Genomic DNA, 22,233 nt, shown 5'->3' on the forward strand with positions numbered 1-22,233 from the left:
TCCCCCAATTATTATTTTCTTTTTCCGCCTACTACTCTTGTAACTTTTCTATTAATTACAGGCACTGAAAGAGCAATTGCAACTATTATAGCAGTAAGAAGTTTTAAATCTGTAGCCTTTAATCCCAATTGAAGAACTATAGCTATTATTATTCTATATATTATAGAACCCATTACAACAGAAGCAAGTTTATACCAGAATGAGAATCTGTTTCCAAACACAACCTCCCCTATTATAACAGAAGCAAGTCCTATAACTATAGTACCAGTTCCCATACCTACATCAGCATATCCCTGACTCTGAGTAACCAAAGCACCGGATAAAGCAACCAAAGCATTTGATATCATAAGTCCTATTATTTTCATAACATTAGTATCAACACCTAATGCCCTAATCATTCTTTCATTATTACCAGTAGCCCTTATAGCACATCCCATTTCTGTACCGAAAAACCAATACATCAAAGCTATGATTATTACAGAGAATATAAATCCTACAAGTAAATCTGATAATACTTTACTTAATGAAAGCATATTTTGAATAATAGTTAAAGAAGTATCCATTCCCAAAAGCGGTATATTAGGTCTGTTTCCCATAACTCTAATATTAATAGAATATAATGCAATCATTGTAAGAATTCCAGCTAATATTCCTGGGATCTGCAATTTAGTATTTAAAAAACCTGTTGCAAATCCAGCCAAAGAACCTGCCAAAAAAGCAAAAAACAAAGTTATAAAAGGATTCATACCATTCGATATAAGTATTGCACTTACTGCACCGCCTAAAGCAAAACTTCCATCAACAGTCAAATCTGGGAAATCCAAAACCTTAAATGTAATATAAACACCTAGAGTCATTATTCCCCAAATGATACCCTGAGATGCTGCACCTTCTATTGCCAAAAAAATCCCTTCCATTATACAAACCTCTATTATTGCTGATTAAAATATATGATAATTATTATAATAAAAATTGGGGGCAGAATCTTTATTAAATATTAAAGATTCTCCCTCAATTCTTATATTTTATTTAATTTTAATATTTATTACTTATTATATAATGATTCTGGTATTGTTATGCCAATGCTATTAACCATATTAGTATTAACTACCAAATCAAAAGTTTTTAATGTTTCTATAGGCATAGTTGCTGGCTGTTTTTCACCTTTTAATATAGCAACTGCCTGAGTAGCTGTTAATTTTCCAAGTTCATAATAACTTATAGCATAAGTAGCAGTACCTCCTAACATAGTCATGCCGCCCTCACCGCAAACTACAGGAAGTTTAGCAGGCTCAGCAACTAAAGCAACTGTAGCCATACCTGCTGCAATCATATTATCAGTTGGTGTATAAATAGCTTCTACTTTTCCAACAACACTTTGAACAACCTGCTGTATTTCATTAGCAGATGTTACTGTTGCATCTATATATTTTATACCCATAGAATCTAATTTCTTTTTTGCTATATCCATTTGGAATACTGAGTTCTGTTCGCTTGAACAATATAAAAGTCCTACTGTTTTTAAATTAGGAGTGATTTCATTTAATAATTCAATTTGTGCTTCTACAGGAGTTAAATCAGAAGTACCTGAAACATTTCCTCCAGGAGCATTATTATCAGCAACAAGTTTTGCTGCTGCAGGATCTGTAACAGCTGTAACAAGTATAGGTATATCTTTTGTCATATTTGCAACTGCTTGTGCTGCAGGTGTTGCTATTGCCAAAATCAAATCGCTTTTATCATTAACGAACTTTTGTCCTATAGTTACACAGTTTGCCTGTTCGCCTTGAGCATTTTGATAATCTATAATAATATTTTTTCCGTCTTCATATCCTGCTTCTTTAAGTCCGTCAACAAAACCTCTGTAAGAAGCATCTAATGCATCATGCTCTATTAACTGAAGAATTCCTATTTTAAATATTTTATCTCCTGCTGATGATGCATTAGAATTAGATTTTTCTGATGAACATGAAATCAATATCATTGATGTTATGATAAATAAAGAATATAGATATTTTTTCATAATCAAACTCCTATTGTTAGTAAAAAAATTATTAAGAAACTACATACAGTAATTATACTACATATAATAATAATGTCAATTAATAATTATCACATTATTAATAAGTAAAAATGTTTTTTCAAGGATACAGTATAATTATTATAAAATATTTTATTGACTTGTATAATATAATTTTTGTAACATAAATATGAATTTATTTTTTATAATCACTATGTATCCATCGTAATGATAACTTCTTGATTGTACTGCTTTTTATATCTGGCTTTCTAGTATATTAGTTAGTTACATTTTTTAATGAGTTTATAGCTAGAAATAATAATCGATTTTTTTTATTTTATTAAAAATAATATAATATTTTTATGCTTTAAATATAAAATAACTTGATATAAAAAAAATATTATATATAATTTGCTGTCAAAGAATATGGGAATGAGGGTGAAAATCCTTCGCTGGCACGCAACCGTAAAGTTTAGTTTTTTATATAAATAAAATAACTAACGAAGTCGGATACCATTAAAATAGGCGAGTGCACTGAAAAATTCTTTAAGCACTCCTCTATTAAATACTCAGTAATATTTAATTTAAATAAAGGAGCATCTATTATGCAAAAACAAATCAAATTTTTTTTAACACTTTTAACGGTGTTAATTTTAGCCGTATCATGTGCTAAAAACAATCCAAATGACCCTAATAATAATAACGGATCTGGAATAATCACTACAGTATATTATGGCAGTAAATCTATTGTTGTTAATACTGCAGATCAAGACAAATTAAAAGAATTATGGATAGGATTAGTTAAGAATCAATTTATTTATTATGCAACAGATTATGCATATAAATCAGGAAAGTTTGACTCTGAAGGAAATTATCATGATATTAGCAGTGATTATCAAAATCCTAAACCTGAAATTAGAACTAAATATATAAAAAATATCGCTTATCAATACAATGGAAAATTTTATCTTGCAGGCATATATTGGGATAATGAAAATCAAGGTATGCCTAATGCTTATCGTCTAATCGCTTTCGATGATAAAGGTGCAGAATTAGCATGGTTCGGCGGCGGAAGCAATCCTAATAACATACCAAATGAAAATACTGTATGGACTAGATATAAAGATGGTTCTGGAAAAGATGCTATATGGGGATATATAGAAAAATTCTAATATATTAATTTCAATTTTTTCTATAAAAATAATTAGTATAAAATTTATAATATACTGCAATATTAAAATTTAGTATTTCATAAAATAGTATAGCATTTGAAATAGTAAGTACACTAACATTCACATTTATTAAAATTCATAAAAAATAAAGGAGCATTTATTATGCAAAAACAAATTAAAATTTTTTTAACACTTTTAACAGTGATAACTTTAGCAATATCATGTGCTGGAAACAATCCAAATAATCCGACAGCAGGAACATCTTTATGGAAAAACAATATAAATTACAACTTATTAATCAAAGATTGGTATAATCCAAATTATCAAACAGAAATTTATAAAATAGAAGAAAGTGGAAACAATAAAATAGACTTTAATGTACTTAATCCTCAGGGAGATATTAGCTACTCTATTTCTGTATCAGAAATAATTTGGAATAATGATAATACATCTGGTATTATGTACGGAATATATACAAAGATAGACGAATCTTTTCAAGCTGGGGCTCTTAATAAATGGTATGCTATATCATTTAAAAATTTAACTAAATCTTCTTTATCCATATCTCAAGCTTGGGTTCAAGATGGAACTCCTTCTGGTATTTTTTATACTGAAACTCTTGAAGAAGCAAAAACTAAATTTACAGAAGAAAATAAGGCATTTTCAGTTTATTCAGATTTAGTACCTAAAACAAAATAAACAATAAATTAATAATCAAGGTATAATCATCATGAAAAATAAAATCAAAATTTTAATAAACATATTTATAATATTAATTATATCTATTTCATGTGCTCCTAAATCTGTAACTGATCCTAGACAAGAAACAATCAATGAAAATTCAAAAGTAAATGTATCAGCTGTAGAAATTGGAAATGGATATAATGGAACTATTTATTATGGTAATAAAGCTTATACAGGTGAAATAACTCAGTCAAAAATTGAAGAGATATGGAAAACTATGGTTAATAATAAAACTATATATGAAACATCATCATATAGTACAGTAACAGGACAATTCAAAGATGATGCTAATTATTATGAAGATAAATGGAATAATGGAACAAGCCCTAGAACTGTTTTTAAAAGATGTATGGTATGTACATATAATGGTAAAAATTATATAGCCGGAGTATATTGGGATAATAAAACAGGCATCGGAATGCAGATAAGATATAGACTTATAATAGTTGATGAAGAAGGAGCTGAACAAGCTTGGTATGGCGGTGGAAGCGATCAAAATACTATACCAAATGAAAAAACAAGCGATTGGGTAAAGTATTGGTGGCCTTTTGGTTATATAAAACTTCAATAAAATAAAATTAAAAGTGTATTCATATGAAAAAGTATATCATAGTATTATTTATATTCACAAATTTATTATATTCACAAAGTTATTTGATAAGAGAATTAAAAGGCGGTATTTGGGTTACTTCTCAAGTGGAAATAACAAATGCATCTCAAACTAATCAGACTAATAATATTTCTGATCCCAAAACTCCTATCAAAGCAAATAATCGTATAATAACATCTGAAGAAATAGACAGAATGGGATATAAAAATGCTCAGGAAGTATTAGCTAATCAGCCGGGATTCATTAACAAAGGCAATTATATGGGAAATGAAGTTGTTGATCCTGCTGGTGCAAATGGAGATAATATAAAAATATATATTAATGGCATACTTATGAATACAGCTAAAGGAAATGCTGATGCCGGAGTTGATTTAAGAAGAATACCATCGAATTTGATAGAATCCATTGAAATAATAGGCAATTCTATATATATAACAACTAAAAGTCCTGTTCAGGATATACTTTTAATATCATTATGTTATGGCGCTTATAATACAGTAAGACCATCTATACTATTTTCAAAGAACATTGATGAACATCAGGTATTTACTTTTACTGCTGATTCTTATTATAGTGATGCAAATTATCATTATGATTTTATTAATTCTTCAGGAGACAGAGTACAAGGAAATTTCAGAGATAATAGACAATTTATAGTTAATTCATCTGCCAACTATAAATATACATTTGATAATAAAGATTATATAAATGTATTTGCTAATATATCTTATTCAAGCTCTGCTGCCCAATATCAAATACCGCCTATAAATAAAACTGATTCTTGGTTTACTTTTACTACTCTAGCTTCTTCAATATCATATAATGGATTTTCAGATATTTTAAATTATAATGTTACTTTATCATATTTATTTGATTCATTTGTAGACAGACCTTATTTTCAGAATGGTAAATTTGTATCAGATTATAAATCGCATGCTATAGCTTTAAATACAACTTTAGAAAGAATGGACGAATTTTTACCAAACACTATTACAATGTATAATAAATTAACCCCTGAATACAGATATGATATTCTCACAGAAGATACAAATGCTATAGAAACTAATTTTTATTATTATCCTCAAAGACATTCTATTTCAATAAAATATGATATGCAATTATCTTTCGGATATTGGGATAATAATACACCTATATTTACATTGCTTCCTAGCATAAAGTATGAATATCAAAATGAAATATTTACTAATCAAAAAAATAATAATTATTTAGCATACAATGTAGGATTTAATTTAAATTTTTATAAAGGCTACTCATTGTATTTTGGCTATATGAGTGATTATACCTCACCTACTTTTAATGATCTTTATTACGGCACTTTCAGTAATCCTAAATTATTGCCTGAAAGCTATAATCAACTGCTCACTAAATTAACATTAGAACCTATAACAAATTTAAAAATAGAAGCCTCTTATGCTTATACAACATATACAAATAAAATAATTTGGCTGTATGCAGTTCCTGAAAATGTAGATACAGCAACTTCACATATATTTACTTCAAGTATAGGATATGATATACCATTTGCTCAGTATCATAAGATAAAAACAAAAATAGGTTATTCTTATCAGCTTGCCTATATGGGAGAAAATCAGCTCCCTAAAATAGGTTTGCCGGAACATGTTGTTACAGCATTACTCGGTTATGATTTTATACCTAAAAATAAAGTATTAAGTTCATTATCTTTAAATATTTACTATACCTACTCTGCTCCAAGACCTTTATCAGATTATAAACCAATAATATATTCTGAAGTATTTCATGATTTTAATATATCATTCTACTCTATATGGTTTAATCATTTGATATTCTCTATGCATTTTAAAAATATTTTTAATAAAACTCCTATACTTTCTACATATTCTGTTGCCAAACCTTTTACTTGGGAATTTGAAATAGGATATAATTTTTAATAAAAATATTTTGCAATTTTAATTTACTTTAGTATAATCTTTTATATATAAAAAATATAATGAGTTTCTTATGTTAAAAGATATATCTAATTATATAAAATACAGAATTGACAGAATGCTTAATAAAGGGCTTTTCTATCAATTAATGCTTTTAGTTTTTGCAATAATAATTCTGCTTTTAATAGTATCAATATTTATAATAGTGTTTTTTAAGTATCCTCCTAAAGATGCATTTTGGGATAGCTTGATGCAGTTTATAGATACGGGAAATATATCTTCTGTAGAAGGCAATACTGGTGTAGTAATAACTTTTTTAATGGTAACTTTTGTAGGTGTATGCGGCTGGGGTTCTCTTATAGCTATGATCAATAAAGCTTTGCAAGATAGAATAAATAATCTAAGCAAAGGTAATGCATTTATAATGGAAAAAAATCATGCTATTATATTAGGATATGGAGAAGAAGCTCTCACTATAGTAGAGGAATTTATAAAAGCAAAAGTTAAAACTATAGTAATATTATCTGAACATAATGTTGATGTTATAAGAAAAAGAGTTTCATTTATAAAAGGATATAAAAAAACTAATATTATAATAAGAGAAGGAACTACAAGCAGAATAGAAAATATAAAATTATTAAATATTTCTAAATCATCAAGCATATCAATAATAAATAATGATGATACAGAATCACTTAATATACTTCTAGCTTTAAAAAAGATTGTAGAAGAAAATGAAGAAAATAAAATTGATAATAAAATTAATATATGCGTATTAGTTCATGAAGAAGATACTATTGAAATAATAAAATCAATAGAAAATAAAAACTTTGTTATTCATGTAATTTATAAATATGAAATTCTTTATAAACTTATAGCACAAAGTATAATTTATACAGGACTAAGCAATGTTTATGAGGATTTATTTTCTAATGACGGAAATGTATTTTATATAGAAAATGATCATGATTTTGATAATTGGAAATTTGAAGATGCTGCTTCAAAATATTTTGATAAGGGAATGATATTGCTTGGAATAACAAAAGAAGATAGAAGTCAAATTTTAATACCTAATTATGATTATATAATAAAAAAAGAAAACAGACTAATAATATTGTCAAAAAATAACTATGATAACCCTATAAAAGAATATCCTGATATAAAACCTAATATTATTAAATATAAAAACAATATTTTATTAATATGCGAAGAAAAAAGATACACCGAAATAATAAAAGAAATTTCGGAATATATAGAAAATAATAATATAACTATGTTAAGCTATGATTTGATAAAATCTCAAAAAAACAAATATAAATTCATGCTTGAAAAATTAAAAAAAGAAAATACAACAAAAATAGTATTAATTTCAGAAGATAATATCACAGATGTAAAAAGCATTAATATACTTTTAATAATAAGAGAAATAATAAAAAAAGAAAAATTAAATATAGCAATCTTATCATTATTAAACTCTATACAAAAAAGAAATTTAATATATTCGGATGATGTAAGAGACTTTATAGTAAGCGGTAAACTTATAGGTATGCTTATGGCTCAGGCTTCTATAAGCTCAAATATATTATATATTTTCTACGGACTTCTAAGCAGAAATGGAAAAGATATTATAATGTCTCCATATTCAGATTATTTTAATGAATCCAAAAGTTTTAAAGATGTATATTTTAAACTATTAAAGAAGAAAATAATTTTAATAGGAATTAAAAGATACAATGATATTATTTTAAATCCTAATTATGAATGTATGCTTGATAATAAAGATGAAATTGTAATTATAACAAATTATGTATTAGAAGAAGAAAATGAAGAATTAATTTTTTAATATATTTAATAGATACAAATATAAAAAACTTATTCAAGCACTTTTATTATATCATTATAATTGTTTCTTTTAGCATAATATAAAGCATCATTTCCATGCTTATTTACTATAGATTTATCAGCATTTGCCTTAATTAAAAGTTCTACAACTTGAATATGTCCTTCCATACATGCTAATATAAGAGCTGTATTTCCTACATCATCTTGTATATTTACATTAATATTTTTAGCAATAATAGCTTTTATAACATCCTCATCTCCGAATATTGCAGCATCTAAAAATGTTTCCTCATCTTGATTTAACGGATAAAGTTTATTAAAAGATATAAAAGTTAAAGATATAATCATTAATGGTATAAATATGATATTTTTCATAATATAAATACTCCTATATTTTATTATCGGAGAAAAATTATTTATAGTTAAAAAATAAAAACTATTCTCAAATAATTATTCAAGAATAGTTTTATAAAAGATGTGGAGGTTATGGGGATCGAACCCACGACCTACTGCGTGCAAGGCAGTCGCTCTCCCAAACTGAGCTAAACCCCCGATTATATATTTTAAAGAACCTGAGCGTGTGGGCCTGGGAGGAATTGAACCACCGACCTTTCGATTATCAGTCGAACGCTCTAGCCATCTGAGCTACAGGCCCTTTAATTTATTCATCAACGATATGTAATAGATTATACCATATTCAAAAAAAATAGCAAGTACTTTTTTTATATTTTTTTATATAATTAATAAAACTTCATAAAATATGTTGTAAAAAAACTATTTATATTATACTATATAAAACATGATTAATAAAAATAATTTTTTTTCTAAAGATAATAATTCTTTAACACATAATAAAATTTTAGTTATTGGCGGAGAAATACTATTAATTGCTATAGTATTCAGTGCTTTTTTCTATTTTTGTTATTTAATTAGAGATATAATAAATCCTATAATATTATTTATTATTTTAATAGTTGCTCTAATACCTTTTTGGAAATATATATGGGCAAAAACTTCAATAGTATTAATATTAGCACTATTCACACTATGGGTAATTAAAGAAGCCGGATATTTAGTGGCGCCGTTTATTTGGGGTATATTCATTGCATATATGTTTGATCCTTTAATAACAAAAATGCAAAATAAAATTCCTAGATTAGCCGCTGTATTATTAATATATATTCCATTACTGATATTAGCAATAATATTCGTTGTATTTATACTTCCTAGAACTATAGAACAAATTGAAGTAATATTGAAAACATTACCTCAATATGTAGATAAAATATACAATTCTATATCAGATATGCTTATATCATTATCAGAAAAATTAAATAGAACAATAGGAAAAAGTTTTGATATAAATTTAGAAATAGATTCAAAAGCTATAAATGACTTTTTATTTGGTAATAGCGGTGTAATAACATTGATGTATAGAAAAATTATAGATTTCAGATTTCAAAATATAAACAGTATAACAACAATATTCAGTATAATATTTTCATACTTTGTAATACTTCCGTTTGTTACTTTTTATTTAATGCTTGACTTTCAAAATATAAAAGATAGAATCATAAAAATAATTCCTATGAGATGGCAAAGCTCTGTAAGTAATATAATAAAAAATTCAAATTATATTATAAATAGTTATGTAGTTGGAATGACTATATTAGCAATATCATTCTTTATAATTAGTTACATACTGCTCTCTGTAACAAATACTAAATATGCTTTTATATTAGCCCTACTTAGAGGAATTCTAAACTACATACCATTTATAGGACCATTTGCCGCATTTATATCAGCATTATTTATAGGTATAATCACAGAACCTGTATGGTGGCATGGAGCTTTAAAAATGTGTATAATATATGGCATCATACAAATATTAGATTCAGGAATAATGGCTCCAAAGATATTAGGAAAGTCAGTAAAGATACACCCTATAGCTGTAATGTTCAGTACTATTATAGGAGGCGTACTTTTTGGATTCTTAGGAGTATTATTTGCTGTTCCATTCTGCGGAATTATAATCATAACAATAAAGAACTTTTTTAATAAATATTATCATTCAAAATTTTACACTTTAACTAAAAGAGGCGAATAAATGTTAGTTTACCTAGTACCAATATTTATAATACTTCCATTATTTCTAATGGCTATTATGATATTTCTACCAACCTTTATAGGAAAAAGAATACCTCCAGCTTTCTCAAAAGAAAAAACTCAGGTATTTAATATTAAAAGAAATGAATTATACAATTTAATTATAGATTATGAAAACTACCCTGCTTGGTTAAAATATATATCAATAGTACATCTAGAAAAACTAGATAATGATAAATTAAAAATAATGCAGACATATTCAAATAGAAGAACATATCAGGAATTAATAGAGGTAAGAAGAATAGAAAACAGCGAAATATCAATAGTAAAAACAGAAAATGAATATACAGCTCTATGGACATATATATTAGAAGATACAGAAAATGGAAGAACTAGACTTACAATAAAAGAAACTATGTATGTATATCATCCTTATTTAAGATTTATGCTTAAATATGTACTTATAGATGAAAATGGTAAAAGTGACTTTTTCAGAAGAGTAAGAGCTTTTATTAGTAAAAATAAGTAAAAAATTATATTATAATTTTATTAAAGCGATAAACTAGCAGCTGATAACTTTAGTTATCAGATATCTTTTATAGAGTTTATCATGATAGATAATAATAAATTATTATAGCTTTATTAGAAAATACTTATATTACTCAGATAAATTCTACGTGCTCCATATTAAAATTAAACGCTTGTTATTTAGGCAATGCCATCTTTTAATGTAATTAATATTAATAATTTTATATGACAAATGAATATTTACAGTATTTTAAGATTTTATATAGAAATACAATTTGACTATAAATATGTAACAAAATTATAATAATCTAATCAGTATAAAAATAAAAAGCCTGAATTTTAATTGAATCCAGGCTTTATTTACACAAAATTATTATACATACATATTATCATTAAGTGTTAACTTCTTATTTTCTTCAACAGACTCTAAGACTATGCAGTTAGCTCCTATCACAGCATTTTTACCTATAATAGTATTGCCTCCGAATATAGAAGCATTAGCATATATTGTAACATTATCACATACTGTAGGATGTCTTTTCTGACCTTCTAAAGATCTTCCATTTGTTAATGATAATGCCCCTAATGTAACACCTTGATATATTTTTACATGATTACCAATCACAGTAGTTTCACCTATTACTATTCCTGTACCATGATCTATAAAGAAATAATCATCTATTAATGCTCCTGGATGTATATCTATTCCTGTTTTTGAATGAGCGAATTCAGATATAGTTCTAGCTATTAAATATTCTTTCTGATTATAAAATATATGTGCTATTCTATAATGAAATATAGCCCTAAATCCTGGATAAGTAAATATTATTTCATCATAAGATTTTGAAGCAGGATCCGACTGATAAAAAAATTCCAAATCATGTTCTAAACTTAATGTAATATCATCTATCTGTTCTATAAAATCTAGCAAAGCAGAATCATCAGTAACTATTTTCATATAAAGCTTAGCTATATTTTTTTTTACAATATCTCTATTAGGACTTTCCCTAAAAAAATTAGGAAAAACATAATCTCTTATAAGTTTAACTATATCCTTAATATCCTTTTGATTAGGAAGTTCATTGAAAGTTTTAAGTTTCATAAAATTTTACCTTAATTCCAAGAGTATCTTTCACCTGTATCAGGCAGTATACAAAGCATTTTTATTATATTATCTTTTTTAGTTAAATTTTTGTATAAATCTATTGCAGCATAAACATTTGCACCTGAAGATACTCCAACAAGCAGCCCTTCATTAAAACATATATCTCTAGCCGTATTTATAGCATTCTCATCAGATACATCTACTATTTTGTATATAACATTTAAATCTAAAATTTCAGGTATAAAATTAGGACCTATACCCTGTATTTTATGGGCAGATGTACGACCTTTGGTAAGTAATGGAGATGCTTCAGGTTCTACACCAATAACTTTTGTATTTTTATTTTTATCTATTACATACTTTCCTATTCCTGTGGCTGTACCTCCTGTACCAATACCTGCAAATATATAATCAACATCTGGAATATCGCTGAATATTTCAGGAGCAGTTGTAAGATAATGAGAATCAACATTAGATTTATTAATAAACTGACCAGGTATAATAGAATCTGGAATTTTTTTATTTAATAGCTCAGCTCTTTTTACAGCAGCATCCATTCCGCCATCAACTAATTCTAGTTTTGCTCCATAGTTTCTTATAAGCTTTCTTCTTTCTTCAGACATAGATGAAGGCATAACTATTATAACATTTAATTTTAAATACTTACCAATAGCCGCCATAGCAATACCAGTGTTGCCTGAAGTAGGTTCTATTATTGTTGATCCTTTTTTTAATTTACCTTCCTTAAATAAATCTAATATTATTTGTTTAACTGCTCTGTCCTTTATTGAACCAGCAGGATTATTCTTTTCTACTTTTCCATATAACTCTATGTTTTTACCTAAATTAAATTTATCTTCTATATTTTTCAACCTCAAAATTGGGGTATTTCCTATCATATCAAGTATATTATTATATATCATAATGTCTCCCAAAAAATATATATTATTTACTAATATATATTAATAAATAAATAAAAACAATAGTATATAAAAAAACATTTTCTAAAAATATAAAGTTATTTATTTAATATTTTTAATAATTTCTTTTAAAATTCTCCATATCCTATCAACTGAAGATATACTTAAATATTCTCTAGGTGTATGAACATTATAAATATTAGGTCCCATACTAATAACATCAGTATCTTTCAATGCTTTTTTTAATATTCCGCATTCCAAACCAACATGCACAGAAGCCACCTGAGGATCTTTACCTGTAATTGTTTTATATGCCTTTATAGCAATATCCCTTACTTTCGAATTAGGATCATATTCCCAAGCAGCATATCCATCTCTATATATAAAATTAGAATTTGTAATAGAAGCTAAAGTCTTAACTCTTGATACTATTTCATTTGATGAGCTTTCTACAGAACTTCTAATGAATATAGTAAATGTCAATTTATTATCCTTTTCTTTAAGTACTCCATTATTAGAACTTGTCTGAACTAATCCTTCTATATCTTTACTCATATAAAGAACTCCATCTGGAGAAAGCATCATAAAACTTATAACATTATTACTTAATTCTTTTTTATAACATTCTTTCACATTTTCAGCATTTGAAATAAGTATTTTTATATTAGGATCAGCTGTTCTATATTCAAATTTTATATTCTCATAAAGTTTTTCTATAGTATTTTTTACTTTATTTACATCTTTAGCAGTAATAACAGCATAAGCACTTTTAGCTATTGCATTATGAACAGAACCGCCTTCTATATAAGCTATATTTATATCATCTTTTACAGAATCTAAAACTCTTCCTAATATCTTTATGGCATTGGCTCTCTGTTTATCTATTTCCATACCAGAATGTCCACCTTTAAGTCCTGTAACTTCTATTTTTAATGCCGAATTATTATTTGCTTCTTTCTCTATATTAAATTCTGCTACAGTATTAATACCGCCAGCACTACTTACCCAAAATGTACCTTCTACCTCAGAATCTAAATTTATAAGAGTTTTACCATTTAAATGTTCATCAGTAACTGAAAATGCTCCTGACATACCATCTTCCTCATCAGATGTAATAAGAACTTCTAATGCAGGATGCTCTATGTCTTTTGAATCAAGTAAAGCAAGGCCATAAGCAACGGCAATACCATCATCTGCCCCTAAAGTAGTATTATTAGCTCTTAAAACATCTCCTTCAACTATTAATTCTATAGGGTCTTTATCAAAATCATGTTTTGACTCACTAGTCTTTTCACAAACCATATCCATATGTCCCTGTATAATAACAGGAGGTATATTTTCATAACCCTTTGAAGCCTCTTTTTTAATTATTACATTATTTTCTTTATTCTGATATACTTCTAAATTTCTATCTTTTGCAAATTTTACTAAAAAATCACTTATCTGCTTTTCATGTTTAGATCTTCTAGGTATTTTACTTATTTCCTCAAACCATCTAAAAACTTCTTTAGAATCAAGATTATCAAAATTATTTAAGAACATATAAATTTCCTCCAAGAACTGCTGTTATAATACAATTTTTAATATTAATATATTACTTTACAATAAAAAACAAGGGATATTTCTCCCTTGTTTTATTTAATGATTTATATCATTTTTTATTTTTCGTTATTTTCTAAATAAGCATAGAAAAACTTATGTTTTCCTAAAGTATCAAATTGCACATCCTTCAAGTTAGGATTTACAAGCACAGGCAAAGTATAGAAATATAAAGGTATGATAGGCATTTCAGACATAAATAAATCTTCTGCTTTATGAAGTATAGGCATTCTCACATTATTATCACCTGTAGAAGAAGCCTGTGCCAATAATGCATCATACTGAGGATTATTATAACATTCCACATTTTGAGCACTATGACTCAAGAACATACCTAAAAATGTCATAGGATCATCATAATCTCCAACCCAAGCATTTCTAGCAACTACATAAGATTTATCCAAACGAGTCTGCTGAAATACTGCCCATTCTTCACTTGATATTGTGCTGTCTATTCCTAAATTATTTTTCCACATTTGCTGTACAGCTTCAAATATAGAAGTATGCTCTCCAGGGTTAGTTTTAAAATCTAGTACAGGAAAACCTTGTCCATCAGGATATCCTGCTTCTGCTAATAAATTTTTAGCTTCTTCTATATTTTTTGTATAATCTTCTGGTTTTACACTATAATAATCGCCGCCATTAGTTCTGAAACTTCCATTAACATCTGATATCAAACATGGTACAACTGCGGCTGCAGGAATCTGTCCGCCTCTTGTAACCTGTTCTACTATATAATTTCTATCTATAGCTAAAGATAAGGCTTTACGGACTCTTGCATCTTTTAAAGTATCATTAGTATTATTCAAACTATAATAATAAAGAGCTAAATAAGGTTTTATTTGTAAATATCCTTCCTCTTTTAAAACATCCATATCCTGGGTAGGAACTCTGTCAGAGAAATATATAGAACCCTCTTTAATACCTGCCACTACTGATGTTGCATTATCCATTAATATAAATATTAGCTTTTTAGGTACTATATCTGAAACATTCCAATAATTAGTATTAACTTCCATAACTATTCTATCATCAATTGATCTCTCAGTCATTTTGAAAGGACCATTTCCTATATAAGTTTCAGGGCTCATAGTCCAAGTATCAGGATTAGCTTCTATAATATCTTCTCTTAAAGGAAAATAAACAGGATATGCCATAAGCTGATCAAAATATGGAATTGGTGCTTCCAATGTTACTTCTAATGTATTATCATCTAAAGCTTTAACACCTAATGAATCTACAGGCATTTCACCGGCTGTAATTTTTTTGGCATTTTTCAAAGGCTCCATCTGATAACTATAATTTGCAGCAGTTTTAGGATCAGTTGCCCTTCTCCAGCTATAAACAAAATCATTTGCTGTTACAGGATTTCCGTCTGACCATTTAGCATTGCTTCTAATATGAAATACATATTTAGTTCCATTATCACTAATATCCCAGCTTTCAGCAACTCCGCCTACTATTTTACCTTGCTTATCTTTTGCGGCAAGTCCTTCAAAAGCATGAATTATATACATACTTCCATCTATAGCAGAATTCAATGTTGGATCTATAGTTTGAGGCTCTGGTCCAACATTAAGTCTTAATACTCCTTCTTCATAGCTAGTATTTCCGCCTCCGCAAGAAATGGCAAATACAAGTATAACCAAACAAAAAAATGCATATTTAAAAAATTTAGTCATAAATAAAACTCCAAAAAATAGTTGATATATTTTATCATAGCATAAAATTTCAGTCAATTACATCTTGCTTGATATAAAAATATTATTATATTAATATTTTTATCTAATAGTATTTTTTTATATATAGTATTTGCTATTTTTATATAATGAGGTATATTAATATAGTTTTAAAAAAAATATTTTATTTGTTTTCAATTTAATTAGAGAGAGGTTGTATTTATGTTGGGTAATAATAAAAGCGGTATTGGAAATAATAGTTTAATATTTAAATTTTTAATACCATATATGGCGGCATTATTTATAATTTGTGTAACAATATATATTGCATATTTTCCTCAGTATAAAACAAGATTTTTAAATTCCAATAAATATAATACATATAATATTTCATCGGAAATAGAAAATAATATTTCTGCTTTATACGGAAAAATAAATATATTTTACTCTTATGTAGAAAAGGAAGTAAATAGAGATAACTTATTAAACGTATTTAAAAATATTATAAACAATGAGCCTGATTTAATAAACATATTTTATGCTGATACAATACCATACAAAGATGGTGGAACGGTATTAAATACTGTTGGTCAGCTGCCAAGTGACTATGATCAAACATCAAGAGAATGGTATAAAAATGCTATAGCTTCAAGGGAAATAGTAGTATCTGAACCTTATGTAGATGTTGTTAGTAAATCTATTGTAGTAACTTTTTCAAAAACTATATATGTTAATGGTCAAATCGGTGGTGTAGTAGGAATAGATGTAGATTTTTCTAAAATTATATCTTCAGGTTTAGAAGAAGCAAAAAAATATAACTATAATTTAAATATCATAAATAAAGATGGATTGTATATATATAATCAAAATGAAAGCTATATATTAAAAGAAAATATTTTCAACAATAAAGAAATATCTCAGCACAAAAATGATATTATAAATAATAATAATTATGGATGGATAGATAAAAAACTATCATATATATCATCAAAAATAAAAAATAGTAATTGGAATATAATTGTTAGTTTAGATAATAAAGAATTAAATTCATCATTATTAAAATTACTTATATTAATAATATCTGTATTTATAATATTATCAGCAATAGAAGCTACATTAGTCATAGTTATAGCAAAACCTATATCAAATACTCTGGATAATACTATTTCAATAATAAAATCTATGTCAAAAGGAAATTTCAATACACATTTTGATGAAAAAGAATTAAATAAAAAAGATCAAACCGGAGATGTAATAAGATCTCTTAATGATATGCAAAATAAACTTGGTGATATTATTTATAGTATGAAAGATAATATAAATGGAATTAACAACTCTGTAAATATTATTACTAATGGAAATATAGATTTATCTGACAGATCCACATCACAGGCAAGCTCTTTAGAAGAATTAACAAGATCAGTAGAATTTGTATTTTCATCATTGAAAGAGACTGCTGAAAATGCAGGGAATGCCAAAAACATGAGTGAAAAAGTATCAAATGCTACAAGAAACGGAGTAAATGCAATAAATGCTACATCAGCAAATATGGCAGAAATATCCGAGGCTAGTAAAAAGATTTCAGATATTACAAAAATAATAGAATCAATAGCCTTCCAAACTAATATATTAGCTTTAAATGCATCCGTTGAAGCTGCAAGAGCTGGAGATCAGGGAAAAGGTTTTGCTGTAGTTGCAAGCGAAGTTAGAAACCTTGCAATAAATGTTGGAAATGCTGCTAAAGATATTACAGCAATAGCAAATGAAACTATTGAAAAAATACAAAATGGAAGTGCATCTGTTCAGGCTTCATCATATATACTTAATCAAATAGAAACATCTGTTAATGATGTACTAACATTGTTAACAGAAATATCAAGTGCTATCATAGAAGAAGAAAACAGCCTATCACAAATTAATACTGCTGTTATAGAAATTAATAGAATAACTCAGGATACTTCTAAAATAGCAAATGAAGGAGCAAATGCAAGTAAAGATGTACTTGATAAATCAAATAATATAGTTGATCAAGTTTCTTATTTCCATTTTAATTAATAAAAAATAAGTTTTATCTATATATTATTTTATTTACTGAAATAAATCGAAGTAAATATAATGTAATAGATAAAACTTTAAAATATATGAATTTAATTATTTTTTATAAAATATAATTATTATATAATATTAAGAATTTATTATAAAAGTTAATCAATACTTTTTTTAGTTTTTGATAATAAAGTAATATCAGATATTCTCATATTTTTATCAACAGCTTTGCACATATCCCATATTGTAAGAGCAGCAACACTAACCGCAGTTAAAGCCTCCATCTCTATACCTGTTTTATAACTGCATCGGCAATAAGATTTTATAACTATTCCATCTTCTTCCAAAATAAAATCTAAAGATACTTTTTCTATATTGATATTATGACATAAAGGTATAAGCTCAGAAGTATGTTTAGCCCCCATAATGCCGGCAATCCTAGCAACAGATATGACATCGCCTTTCTTTATATTATTTTCTTCTATCAATTTTAGCGTTTCTTTTGATAAATATATTTTTCCTGTAGCTTCTGCAGTTCTTTTTACAATATCTTTATCTCCAACATCAACCATATTGGCATTACCGCTTTCATCTATATGTGTTAATTTATCATTCATTTTTATAACCTCAATTTTTATTTAATTAACCGCCTATCATACTTAATGATTCAGCATCGCTATAAGCACCATTTTCAGGCTTTCTTTCAATACATTTTATTATAGAGCCTCTTATATCATCAAAGTCAACTTTGAACTTTATATTACTATGCAGACAGCTTAGTAAATATCCGTCAGATAATAATCTTATTCTATTGCAGTATTTACATCTTGCAGGTCTATCATAATCTATAGAATCAAGTTTCTGACTGTTAAGATTATAGTACTGAATAGTTTGAAGTTTGGCATTTATACTTTCAGCATATTTTTTTAATAATGGCAATTCTTCTTTGCTTTTGTCATCATATACAACAACATTAATCTTTAATTGAAAGCCTAATTCAGAAGCTTTTTTTATACCCTTCATAGCATCATATAAATTTCCGCCTCTTGTAATATATTTATATCTTTCACTGTCTAAAGTATCAAGAGATATATTTATTGAATCAAGCCCTGCATTTTTTAATTTATCAGCAATGCCGTCAAGCAAAACCGCATTAGTAGTCATAGCTATTATCTCTACTTTATCTATAGTCCTAATCATAGCTACAAGCTCATCAATATTTTTTCTTACTAAAGGCTCGCCTCCTGTTATTCTTACTTTTTTTACTCCTAATTCAGAAGCCTCTTTAACTACATTATATATTTGTTCATAAGTTAAAATTTGACTATGTGTTTTTTTTATAATACCTTCTTCAGGCATACAATATACACATCTTAAATTGCATCTGTCAGTAACAGAAACACGTATATAATTAATTTCTCTATTAAAGGAATCTAACATCAACTACACTTCCCTTGACAATATCCGAAATTCCAATATCTATTTTTAATATACCATTAGCCTCAGAGAATGATGATATCATAGATGAATTATTATATTTTATAAGTTTAACTGATAATTTAGTATTATCAAAAAATAAATTAACAGGTATATATTCAAGTCTTTCTGTATCTTTTCTTTTAAAATCTTCAGTAATTACAGCCTTTATATAATTAGTATCATAATTTATACCTAAGCAATTTAATATATAAGGCTTAACCATTATTTCAAAAGTCATAAAAGAAGAAACAGTATTACCAGGCAAAGCAAACACTGCCTTTTTACCTAATTTACCAAAGAACAAAGGTTTTCCAGGCTTCATAGCAACACCATGAAATATTTGATTAACTCCAAGCTCTAATAACTCCTTATGAACATAATCAAAATCTCCCATAGATACACCGCCGCTTATAAGAACAATATCATTCTCTTCTAATGCTTTAGACAATATTTCTTTTATCTCTTTTTCATCATCATTTACTTTCCCATAAAATTTGCTGCTGCAAGATAAAGCTGAAGTTCTAGCAACAAGCATTGGGGCATTAGCATCGTATATCTGTCCTTCTTTTAAACTTTCTCCTATATTTGCTATTTCATTGCCTGTAGATATTACAGCAGTATTTATTTTCTTCTTTACTTCTATATTACTATAACCGAACCCTGCAAGTATAGCAACATCTTTAGGTAAAAGCATTTTTTTATCTAATGCTTTATCTCCGGATTTTTTATTATTGCCTTTTTTTATTACATTATTTGTTATTTCTTTTTTAGTGAAATTAATAATTGTTTTGCCATTTTCTTTTTTTTCTTTTTTTTCTTCTACCCACTCTACTCTCTGAACTGCATCGCAATTTTCAGGAATCATAGCACCTGTCATTATTTTTACACATTCTCCACTTTTGACTTCAATTTTATCGCAAAGTCCTGCATATATAATTTTATCTTCAATTAAAACATAACTATTTTTATTTTCATCTTCTTTTTTATAAGCATATCCATCCATAGAAGATTTACTAAAAGGAGGATCATCATTCAAAGCATAAACATCATCAACTAAAACTCTATTATAAGAATCAAGCACTGATATTTTTTCATTACCATAATCTTCAGAATTTTTTAATACCAATTCCAAAGCTTCATTCGGATGTAAAAAAGTTCTAGCCATATAAACTCCTATTATTGCTAATAAAATTACTTGCTTACAAATATTTATTAAATAATTTAATGTATACTAAAAATTTTTAAGTTTATCAATTTTTCCTTGTTCTTTTTCCCGCCACAAAAAGAACCAAAAAGTGCAAGTATAAAATTATTACTAAATCATACTAAAATAGTCTTACATGTAAGATAAATTATTAATTTAAGCTAAAATATAAAATATAGCCCTTCACCTGCCAAAGGCCGCTTCAAAAGAAGTGGGGTATGGCAGAACTGTGTGCTTCGCAGCAAAGCCACATATATAAAACAAAAATATAACTTTATTTTTTGACAAAATATATTTGTTTCAGCATATAATAAATTAATTTTTTATCTTTCTTCTATTTTCTGCTTTTGCCCTTACAAGTATAAGTTCTGCTGCTATACTTATTGCTATTTCTTCTGTAGTCTCTGCACCTATTGGTATTCCTATTGGTGCATGAACTCTTAATATCATTTCATCAGTATAATTTTCTTCATTTTTTAATCTGTCATGCAATGTCTTTATTTTATTTTTACTTCCTATCATTCCAATATATAATGCATTAGTTTTCAAAGCATTTTTTTCAACTATATAATCATGAGAATGTCCTCTTGTAACTATTACTATATAATCTTTATCTCTAATATCTATTTTATTAAAAACACTTTCATAATCTTCTACTATTATTTTACTAGCATTAGGAAATCTGTCTTTATTTGCAAACTCTTCTCTATCATCTATAACAATACAATTAAAACCTAATTTATATAAAACTTCAATCAAATCATAAGATACATGTCCGCCGCCGAATATATAAACATTGCTTTCTTTATCTTCAATTTCTTTTTTTAAATTGTTTATTATATCTTTATTATCATTTAAATATATAAATGACATCTCAGCACTTCCGCCGCATACCATACCTATTCCGCCTGCTTCCTGAGAAGTTAAATTATATTTATTAGTGGTTGTTTCTTTTTTATTTAAAAATGTATAAGCATCTTTTATGGCTTCAAATTCTAATAAACCTCCTCCTATAGTTCCAATACTTCTCTGTTTATCGCCATCTTTATAAATTAACATAAAAGCATCTAATGTTCTTGGGGCAGAGCCTGAAATTTTAAGTATTTTTATTAATTCTGTATCTATACCAGAATTTACTAATTCTAATGCCTTATCTAATATTTGCTTATTATTCATTTATTTTTCCTAAAACTAACAATGACTTAAATAATATTATAATAAATTTTTTGTAATTTTTAAATAAAATTCTAA

General features: G+C 26.7%; 19 protein-coding genes and 2 tRNA genes. 8 read left to right on the plus strand and 13 right to left on the minus strand.

Going from position 1 to position 22,233, the window contains the following annotated elements:
- Nucleotides 1-11: 11 nt before the first annotated feature.
- Complete coding sequence (locus tag BHYOB78_RS06710; protein ID WP_020063592.1) at nt 12-917, minus strand: ABC transporter permease; 906 nt, start codon at nt 915-917, stop codon at nt 12-14.
- Nucleotides 918-1,045: 128 nt separating this feature from the next.
- On the minus strand, nt 1,046-2,023 hold the full coding sequence (locus BHYOB78_RS06715) for an ABC transporter substrate-binding protein (RefSeq protein ID WP_020063593.1): 978 nt from the start codon (nt 2,021-2,023) through the stop codon (nt 1,046-1,048).
- Between the two features lie 602 nt (nt 2,024-2,625).
- Here BHYOB78_RS06715 and BHYOB78_RS06720 point away from each other — a divergent pair.
- The 5 genes from BHYOB78_RS06720 (at nt 2,626) to BHYOB78_RS06740 (ending at nt 8,317) form a co-directional block, all read left to right on the plus strand.
- Entirely contained in the window at nt 2,626-3,192 is a 567-nt protein-coding gene (locus tag BHYOB78_RS06720) for a hypothetical protein (protein ID WP_020063594.1), read from the plus strand.
- Nucleotides 3,193-3,354: 162 nt separating this feature from the next.
- Nucleotides 3,355-3,891, plus strand: a complete 537-nt coding sequence (locus BHYOB78_RS06725; protein WP_020063595.1) for a hypothetical protein — start codon at nt 3,355-3,357, stop codon at nt 3,889-3,891.
- A gap of 31 nt (nt 3,892-3,922) precedes the next feature.
- Entirely contained in the window at nt 3,923-4,507 is a 585-nt protein-coding gene (locus BHYOB78_RS06730) for a hypothetical protein (protein ID WP_020063596.1), read from the plus strand.
- A gap of 23 nt (nt 4,508-4,530) precedes the next feature.
- Nucleotides 4,531-6,477, plus strand: coding sequence for a TonB-dependent receptor plug domain-containing protein (locus BHYOB78_RS06735; protein ID WP_020063597.1), 1,947 nt, complete (start codon nt 4,531-4,533; stop codon nt 6,475-6,477).
- A gap of 70 nt (nt 6,478-6,547) precedes the next feature.
- Nucleotides 6,548-8,317, plus strand: coding sequence for a CASTOR/POLLUX-related putative ion channel (locus tag BHYOB78_RS06740; protein ID WP_020063598.1), 1,770 nt, complete (start codon nt 6,548-6,550; stop codon nt 8,315-8,317).
- 29 nt (nt 8,318-8,346) lie between these two features.
- Here BHYOB78_RS06740 and BHYOB78_RS06745 read toward each other — a convergent pair whose 3' ends face one another.
- The 3 genes from BHYOB78_RS06745 to BHYOB78_RS06755 all read right to left on the minus strand — a co-directional run bounded on the left by BHYOB78_RS06745 (nt 8,347) and on the right by BHYOB78_RS06755 (nt 8,971).
- Nucleotides 8,347-8,691: an ankyrin repeat domain-containing protein gene (locus BHYOB78_RS06745; protein ID WP_020063599.1), complete on the minus strand. Its 345-nt coding sequence runs from the start codon at nt 8,689-8,691 to the stop codon at nt 8,347-8,349.
- A gap of 103 nt (nt 8,692-8,794) precedes the next feature.
- A tRNA-Ala gene (locus BHYOB78_RS06750) sits at nt 8,795-8,868 on the minus strand.
- A gap of 29 nt (nt 8,869-8,897) precedes the next feature.
- A tRNA-Ile gene (locus BHYOB78_RS06755) sits at nt 8,898-8,971 on the minus strand.
- 144 nt (nt 8,972-9,115) lie between these two features.
- Here BHYOB78_RS06755 and BHYOB78_RS06760 point away from each other — a divergent pair.
- Nucleotides 9,116-10,423, plus strand: coding sequence for an AI-2E family transporter (locus BHYOB78_RS06760; RefSeq protein WP_012669937.1), 1,308 nt, complete (start codon nt 9,116-9,118; stop codon nt 10,421-10,423).
- Nucleotides 10,424-10,951: an SRPBCC family protein gene (locus BHYOB78_RS06765; protein ID WP_020063600.1), complete on the plus strand. Its 528-nt coding sequence runs from the start codon at nt 10,424-10,426 to the stop codon at nt 10,949-10,951.
- A 372-nt stretch (nt 10,952-11,323) separates the two neighbouring features.
- Here the strand turns inward: BHYOB78_RS06765 and epsC are convergent, their stop codons facing one another.
- The 4 genes from epsC to BHYOB78_RS06785 form a co-directional block, all read right to left on the minus strand.
- Nucleotides 11,324-12,052: a serine O-acetyltransferase EpsC gene (epsC, locus tag BHYOB78_RS06770; RefSeq protein ID WP_012670065.1), complete on the minus strand. Its 729-nt coding sequence runs from the start codon at nt 12,050-12,052 to the stop codon at nt 11,324-11,326.
- Nucleotides 12,053-12,063: 11 nt separating this feature from the next.
- Nucleotides 12,064-12,978, minus strand: coding sequence for a PLP-dependent cysteine synthase family protein (locus BHYOB78_RS06775; RefSeq protein WP_012670066.1), 915 nt, complete (start codon nt 12,976-12,978; stop codon nt 12,064-12,066).
- A gap of 99 nt (nt 12,979-13,077) precedes the next feature.
- On the minus strand, nt 13,078-14,517 hold the full coding sequence (locus BHYOB78_RS06780; protein WP_020063601.1) for an aminoacyl-histidine dipeptidase: 1,440 nt from the start codon (nt 14,515-14,517) through the stop codon (nt 13,078-13,080).
- Between the two features lie 116 nt (nt 14,518-14,633).
- Nucleotides 14,634-16,256, minus strand: a complete 1,623-nt coding sequence (locus BHYOB78_RS06785) for a peptide ABC transporter substrate-binding protein (RefSeq protein WP_020063602.1) — start codon at nt 16,254-16,256, stop codon at nt 14,634-14,636.
- Nucleotides 16,257-16,475: 219 nt separating this feature from the next.
- Here BHYOB78_RS06785 and BHYOB78_RS06790 point away from each other — a divergent pair, with 219 nt between their 5' ends.
- The gene (locus tag BHYOB78_RS06790) at nt 16,476-18,308 is read left to right on the plus strand and encodes a methyl-accepting chemotaxis protein (RefSeq protein WP_020063603.1); all 1,833 of its coding nucleotides are present in this window, start codon (nt 16,476-16,478) and stop codon (nt 18,306-18,308) included.
- Nucleotides 18,309-18,457: 149 nt separating this feature from the next.
- On the opposite strand, the gene moaC is transcribed toward BHYOB78_RS06790, so the two are convergent.
- The 4 genes from moaC to BHYOB78_RS06810 form a co-directional block, all read right to left on the minus strand.
- Nucleotides 18,458-18,916, minus strand: a complete 459-nt coding sequence (gene moaC / locus BHYOB78_RS06795) for a cyclic pyranopterin monophosphate synthase MoaC (protein ID WP_012670070.1) — start codon at nt 18,914-18,916, stop codon at nt 18,458-18,460.
- A gap of 25 nt (nt 18,917-18,941) precedes the next feature.
- Nucleotides 18,942-19,739: a GTP 3',8-cyclase MoaA gene (locus tag BHYOB78_RS06800; RefSeq protein WP_020063604.1), complete on the minus strand. Its 798-nt coding sequence runs from the start codon at nt 19,737-19,739 to the stop codon at nt 18,942-18,944.
- Entirely contained in the window at nt 19,723-20,943 is a 1,221-nt protein-coding gene (locus tag BHYOB78_RS06805) for a molybdopterin molybdotransferase MoeA (RefSeq protein ID WP_020063605.1), read from the minus strand. Before BHYOB78_RS06805 ends, BHYOB78_RS06800 begins: the two co-directional genes overlap by 17 nt.
- 354 nt (nt 20,944-21,297) lie before the next feature.
- Nucleotides 21,298-22,158, minus strand: coding sequence for an XdhC family protein (locus tag BHYOB78_RS06810; RefSeq protein ID WP_020063606.1), 861 nt, complete (start codon nt 22,156-22,158; stop codon nt 21,298-21,300).
- Between the last annotated feature and the right edge of the window lie 75 nt (nt 22,159-22,233).

The sequence above is a fragment of the Brachyspira hyodysenteriae ATCC 27164 genome (genome assembly GCF_001676785.2).
GTDB classification, from domain to species: Bacteria; Spirochaetota; Brachyspiria; order Brachyspirales; family Brachyspiraceae; genus Brachyspira; species Brachyspira hyodysenteriae.

What these genes read in the sequence shown, in the direction of transcription:
- BHYOB78_RS06715 (WP_020063593.1), bottom strand. Translation starts at nt 2,023, where the DNA reads ATGAAAAAATATCTATATTCTTTATTTATCATAACATCAATGATATTG.
- BHYOB78_RS06745 (WP_020063599.1), bottom strand. Translation starts at nt 8,691, where the DNA reads ATGAAAAATATCATATTTATACCATTAATGATTATATCTTTAACTTTT.
- epsC (WP_012670065.1), bottom strand. Translation starts at nt 12,052, where the DNA reads ATGAAACTTAAAACTTTCAATGAACTTCCTAATCAAAAGGATATTAAG.
- BHYOB78_RS06765 (WP_020063600.1), top strand. Translation starts at nt 10,424, where the DNA reads ATGTTAGTTTACCTAGTACCAATATTTATAATACTTCCATTATTTCTA.
- BHYOB78_RS06790 (WP_020063603.1), top strand. Translation starts at nt 16,476, where the DNA reads ATGTTGGGTAATAATAAAAGCGGTATTGGAAATAATAGTTTAATATTT.
- BHYOB78_RS06725 (WP_020063595.1), top strand. Translation starts at nt 3,355, where the DNA reads ATGCAAAAACAAATTAAAATTTTTTTAACACTTTTAACAGTGATAACT.
- BHYOB78_RS06760 (WP_012669937.1), top strand. Translation starts at nt 9,116, where the DNA reads ATGATTAATAAAAATAATTTTTTTTCTAAAGATAATAATTCTTTAACA.
- BHYOB78_RS06720 (WP_020063594.1), top strand. Translation starts at nt 2,626, where the DNA reads ATGCAAAAACAAATCAAATTTTTTTTAACACTTTTAACGGTGTTAATT.
- BHYOB78_RS06735 (WP_020063597.1), top strand. Translation starts at nt 4,531, where the DNA reads ATGAAAAAGTATATCATAGTATTATTTATATTCACAAATTTATTATAT.
- BHYOB78_RS06810 (WP_020063606.1), bottom strand. Translation starts at nt 22,158, where the DNA reads ATGAATAATAAGCAAATATTAGATAAGGCATTAGAATTAGTAAATTCT.
- BHYOB78_RS06780 (WP_020063601.1), bottom strand. Translation starts at nt 14,517, where the DNA reads ATGTTCTTAAATAATTTTGATAATCTTGATTCTAAAGAAGTTTTTAGA.
- BHYOB78_RS06785 (WP_020063602.1), bottom strand. Translation starts at nt 16,256, where the DNA reads ATGACTAAATTTTTTAAATATGCATTTTTTTGTTTGGTTATACTTGTA.
- BHYOB78_RS06730 (WP_020063596.1), top strand. Translation starts at nt 3,923, where the DNA reads ATGAAAAATAAAATCAAAATTTTAATAAACATATTTATAATATTAATT.
- BHYOB78_RS06800 (WP_020063604.1), bottom strand. Translation starts at nt 19,739, where the DNA reads ATGTTAGATTCCTTTAATAGAGAAATTAATTATATACGTGTTTCTGTT.
- moaC (WP_012670070.1), bottom strand. Translation starts at nt 18,916, where the DNA reads ATGAATGATAAATTAACACATATAGATGAAAGCGGTAATGCCAATATG.
- BHYOB78_RS06805 (WP_020063605.1), bottom strand. Translation starts at nt 20,943, where the DNA reads ATGGCTAGAACTTTTTTACATCCGAATGAAGCTTTGGAATTGGTATTA.
- BHYOB78_RS06775 (WP_012670066.1), bottom strand. Translation starts at nt 12,978, where the DNA reads ATGATATATAATAATATACTTGATATGATAGGAAATACCCCAATTTTG.
- BHYOB78_RS06710 (WP_020063592.1), bottom strand. Translation starts at nt 917, where the DNA reads ATGGAAGGGATTTTTTTGGCAATAGAAGGTGCAGCATCTCAGGGTATC.
- BHYOB78_RS06740 (WP_020063598.1), top strand. Translation starts at nt 6,548, where the DNA reads ATGTTAAAAGATATATCTAATTATATAAAATACAGAATTGACAGAATG.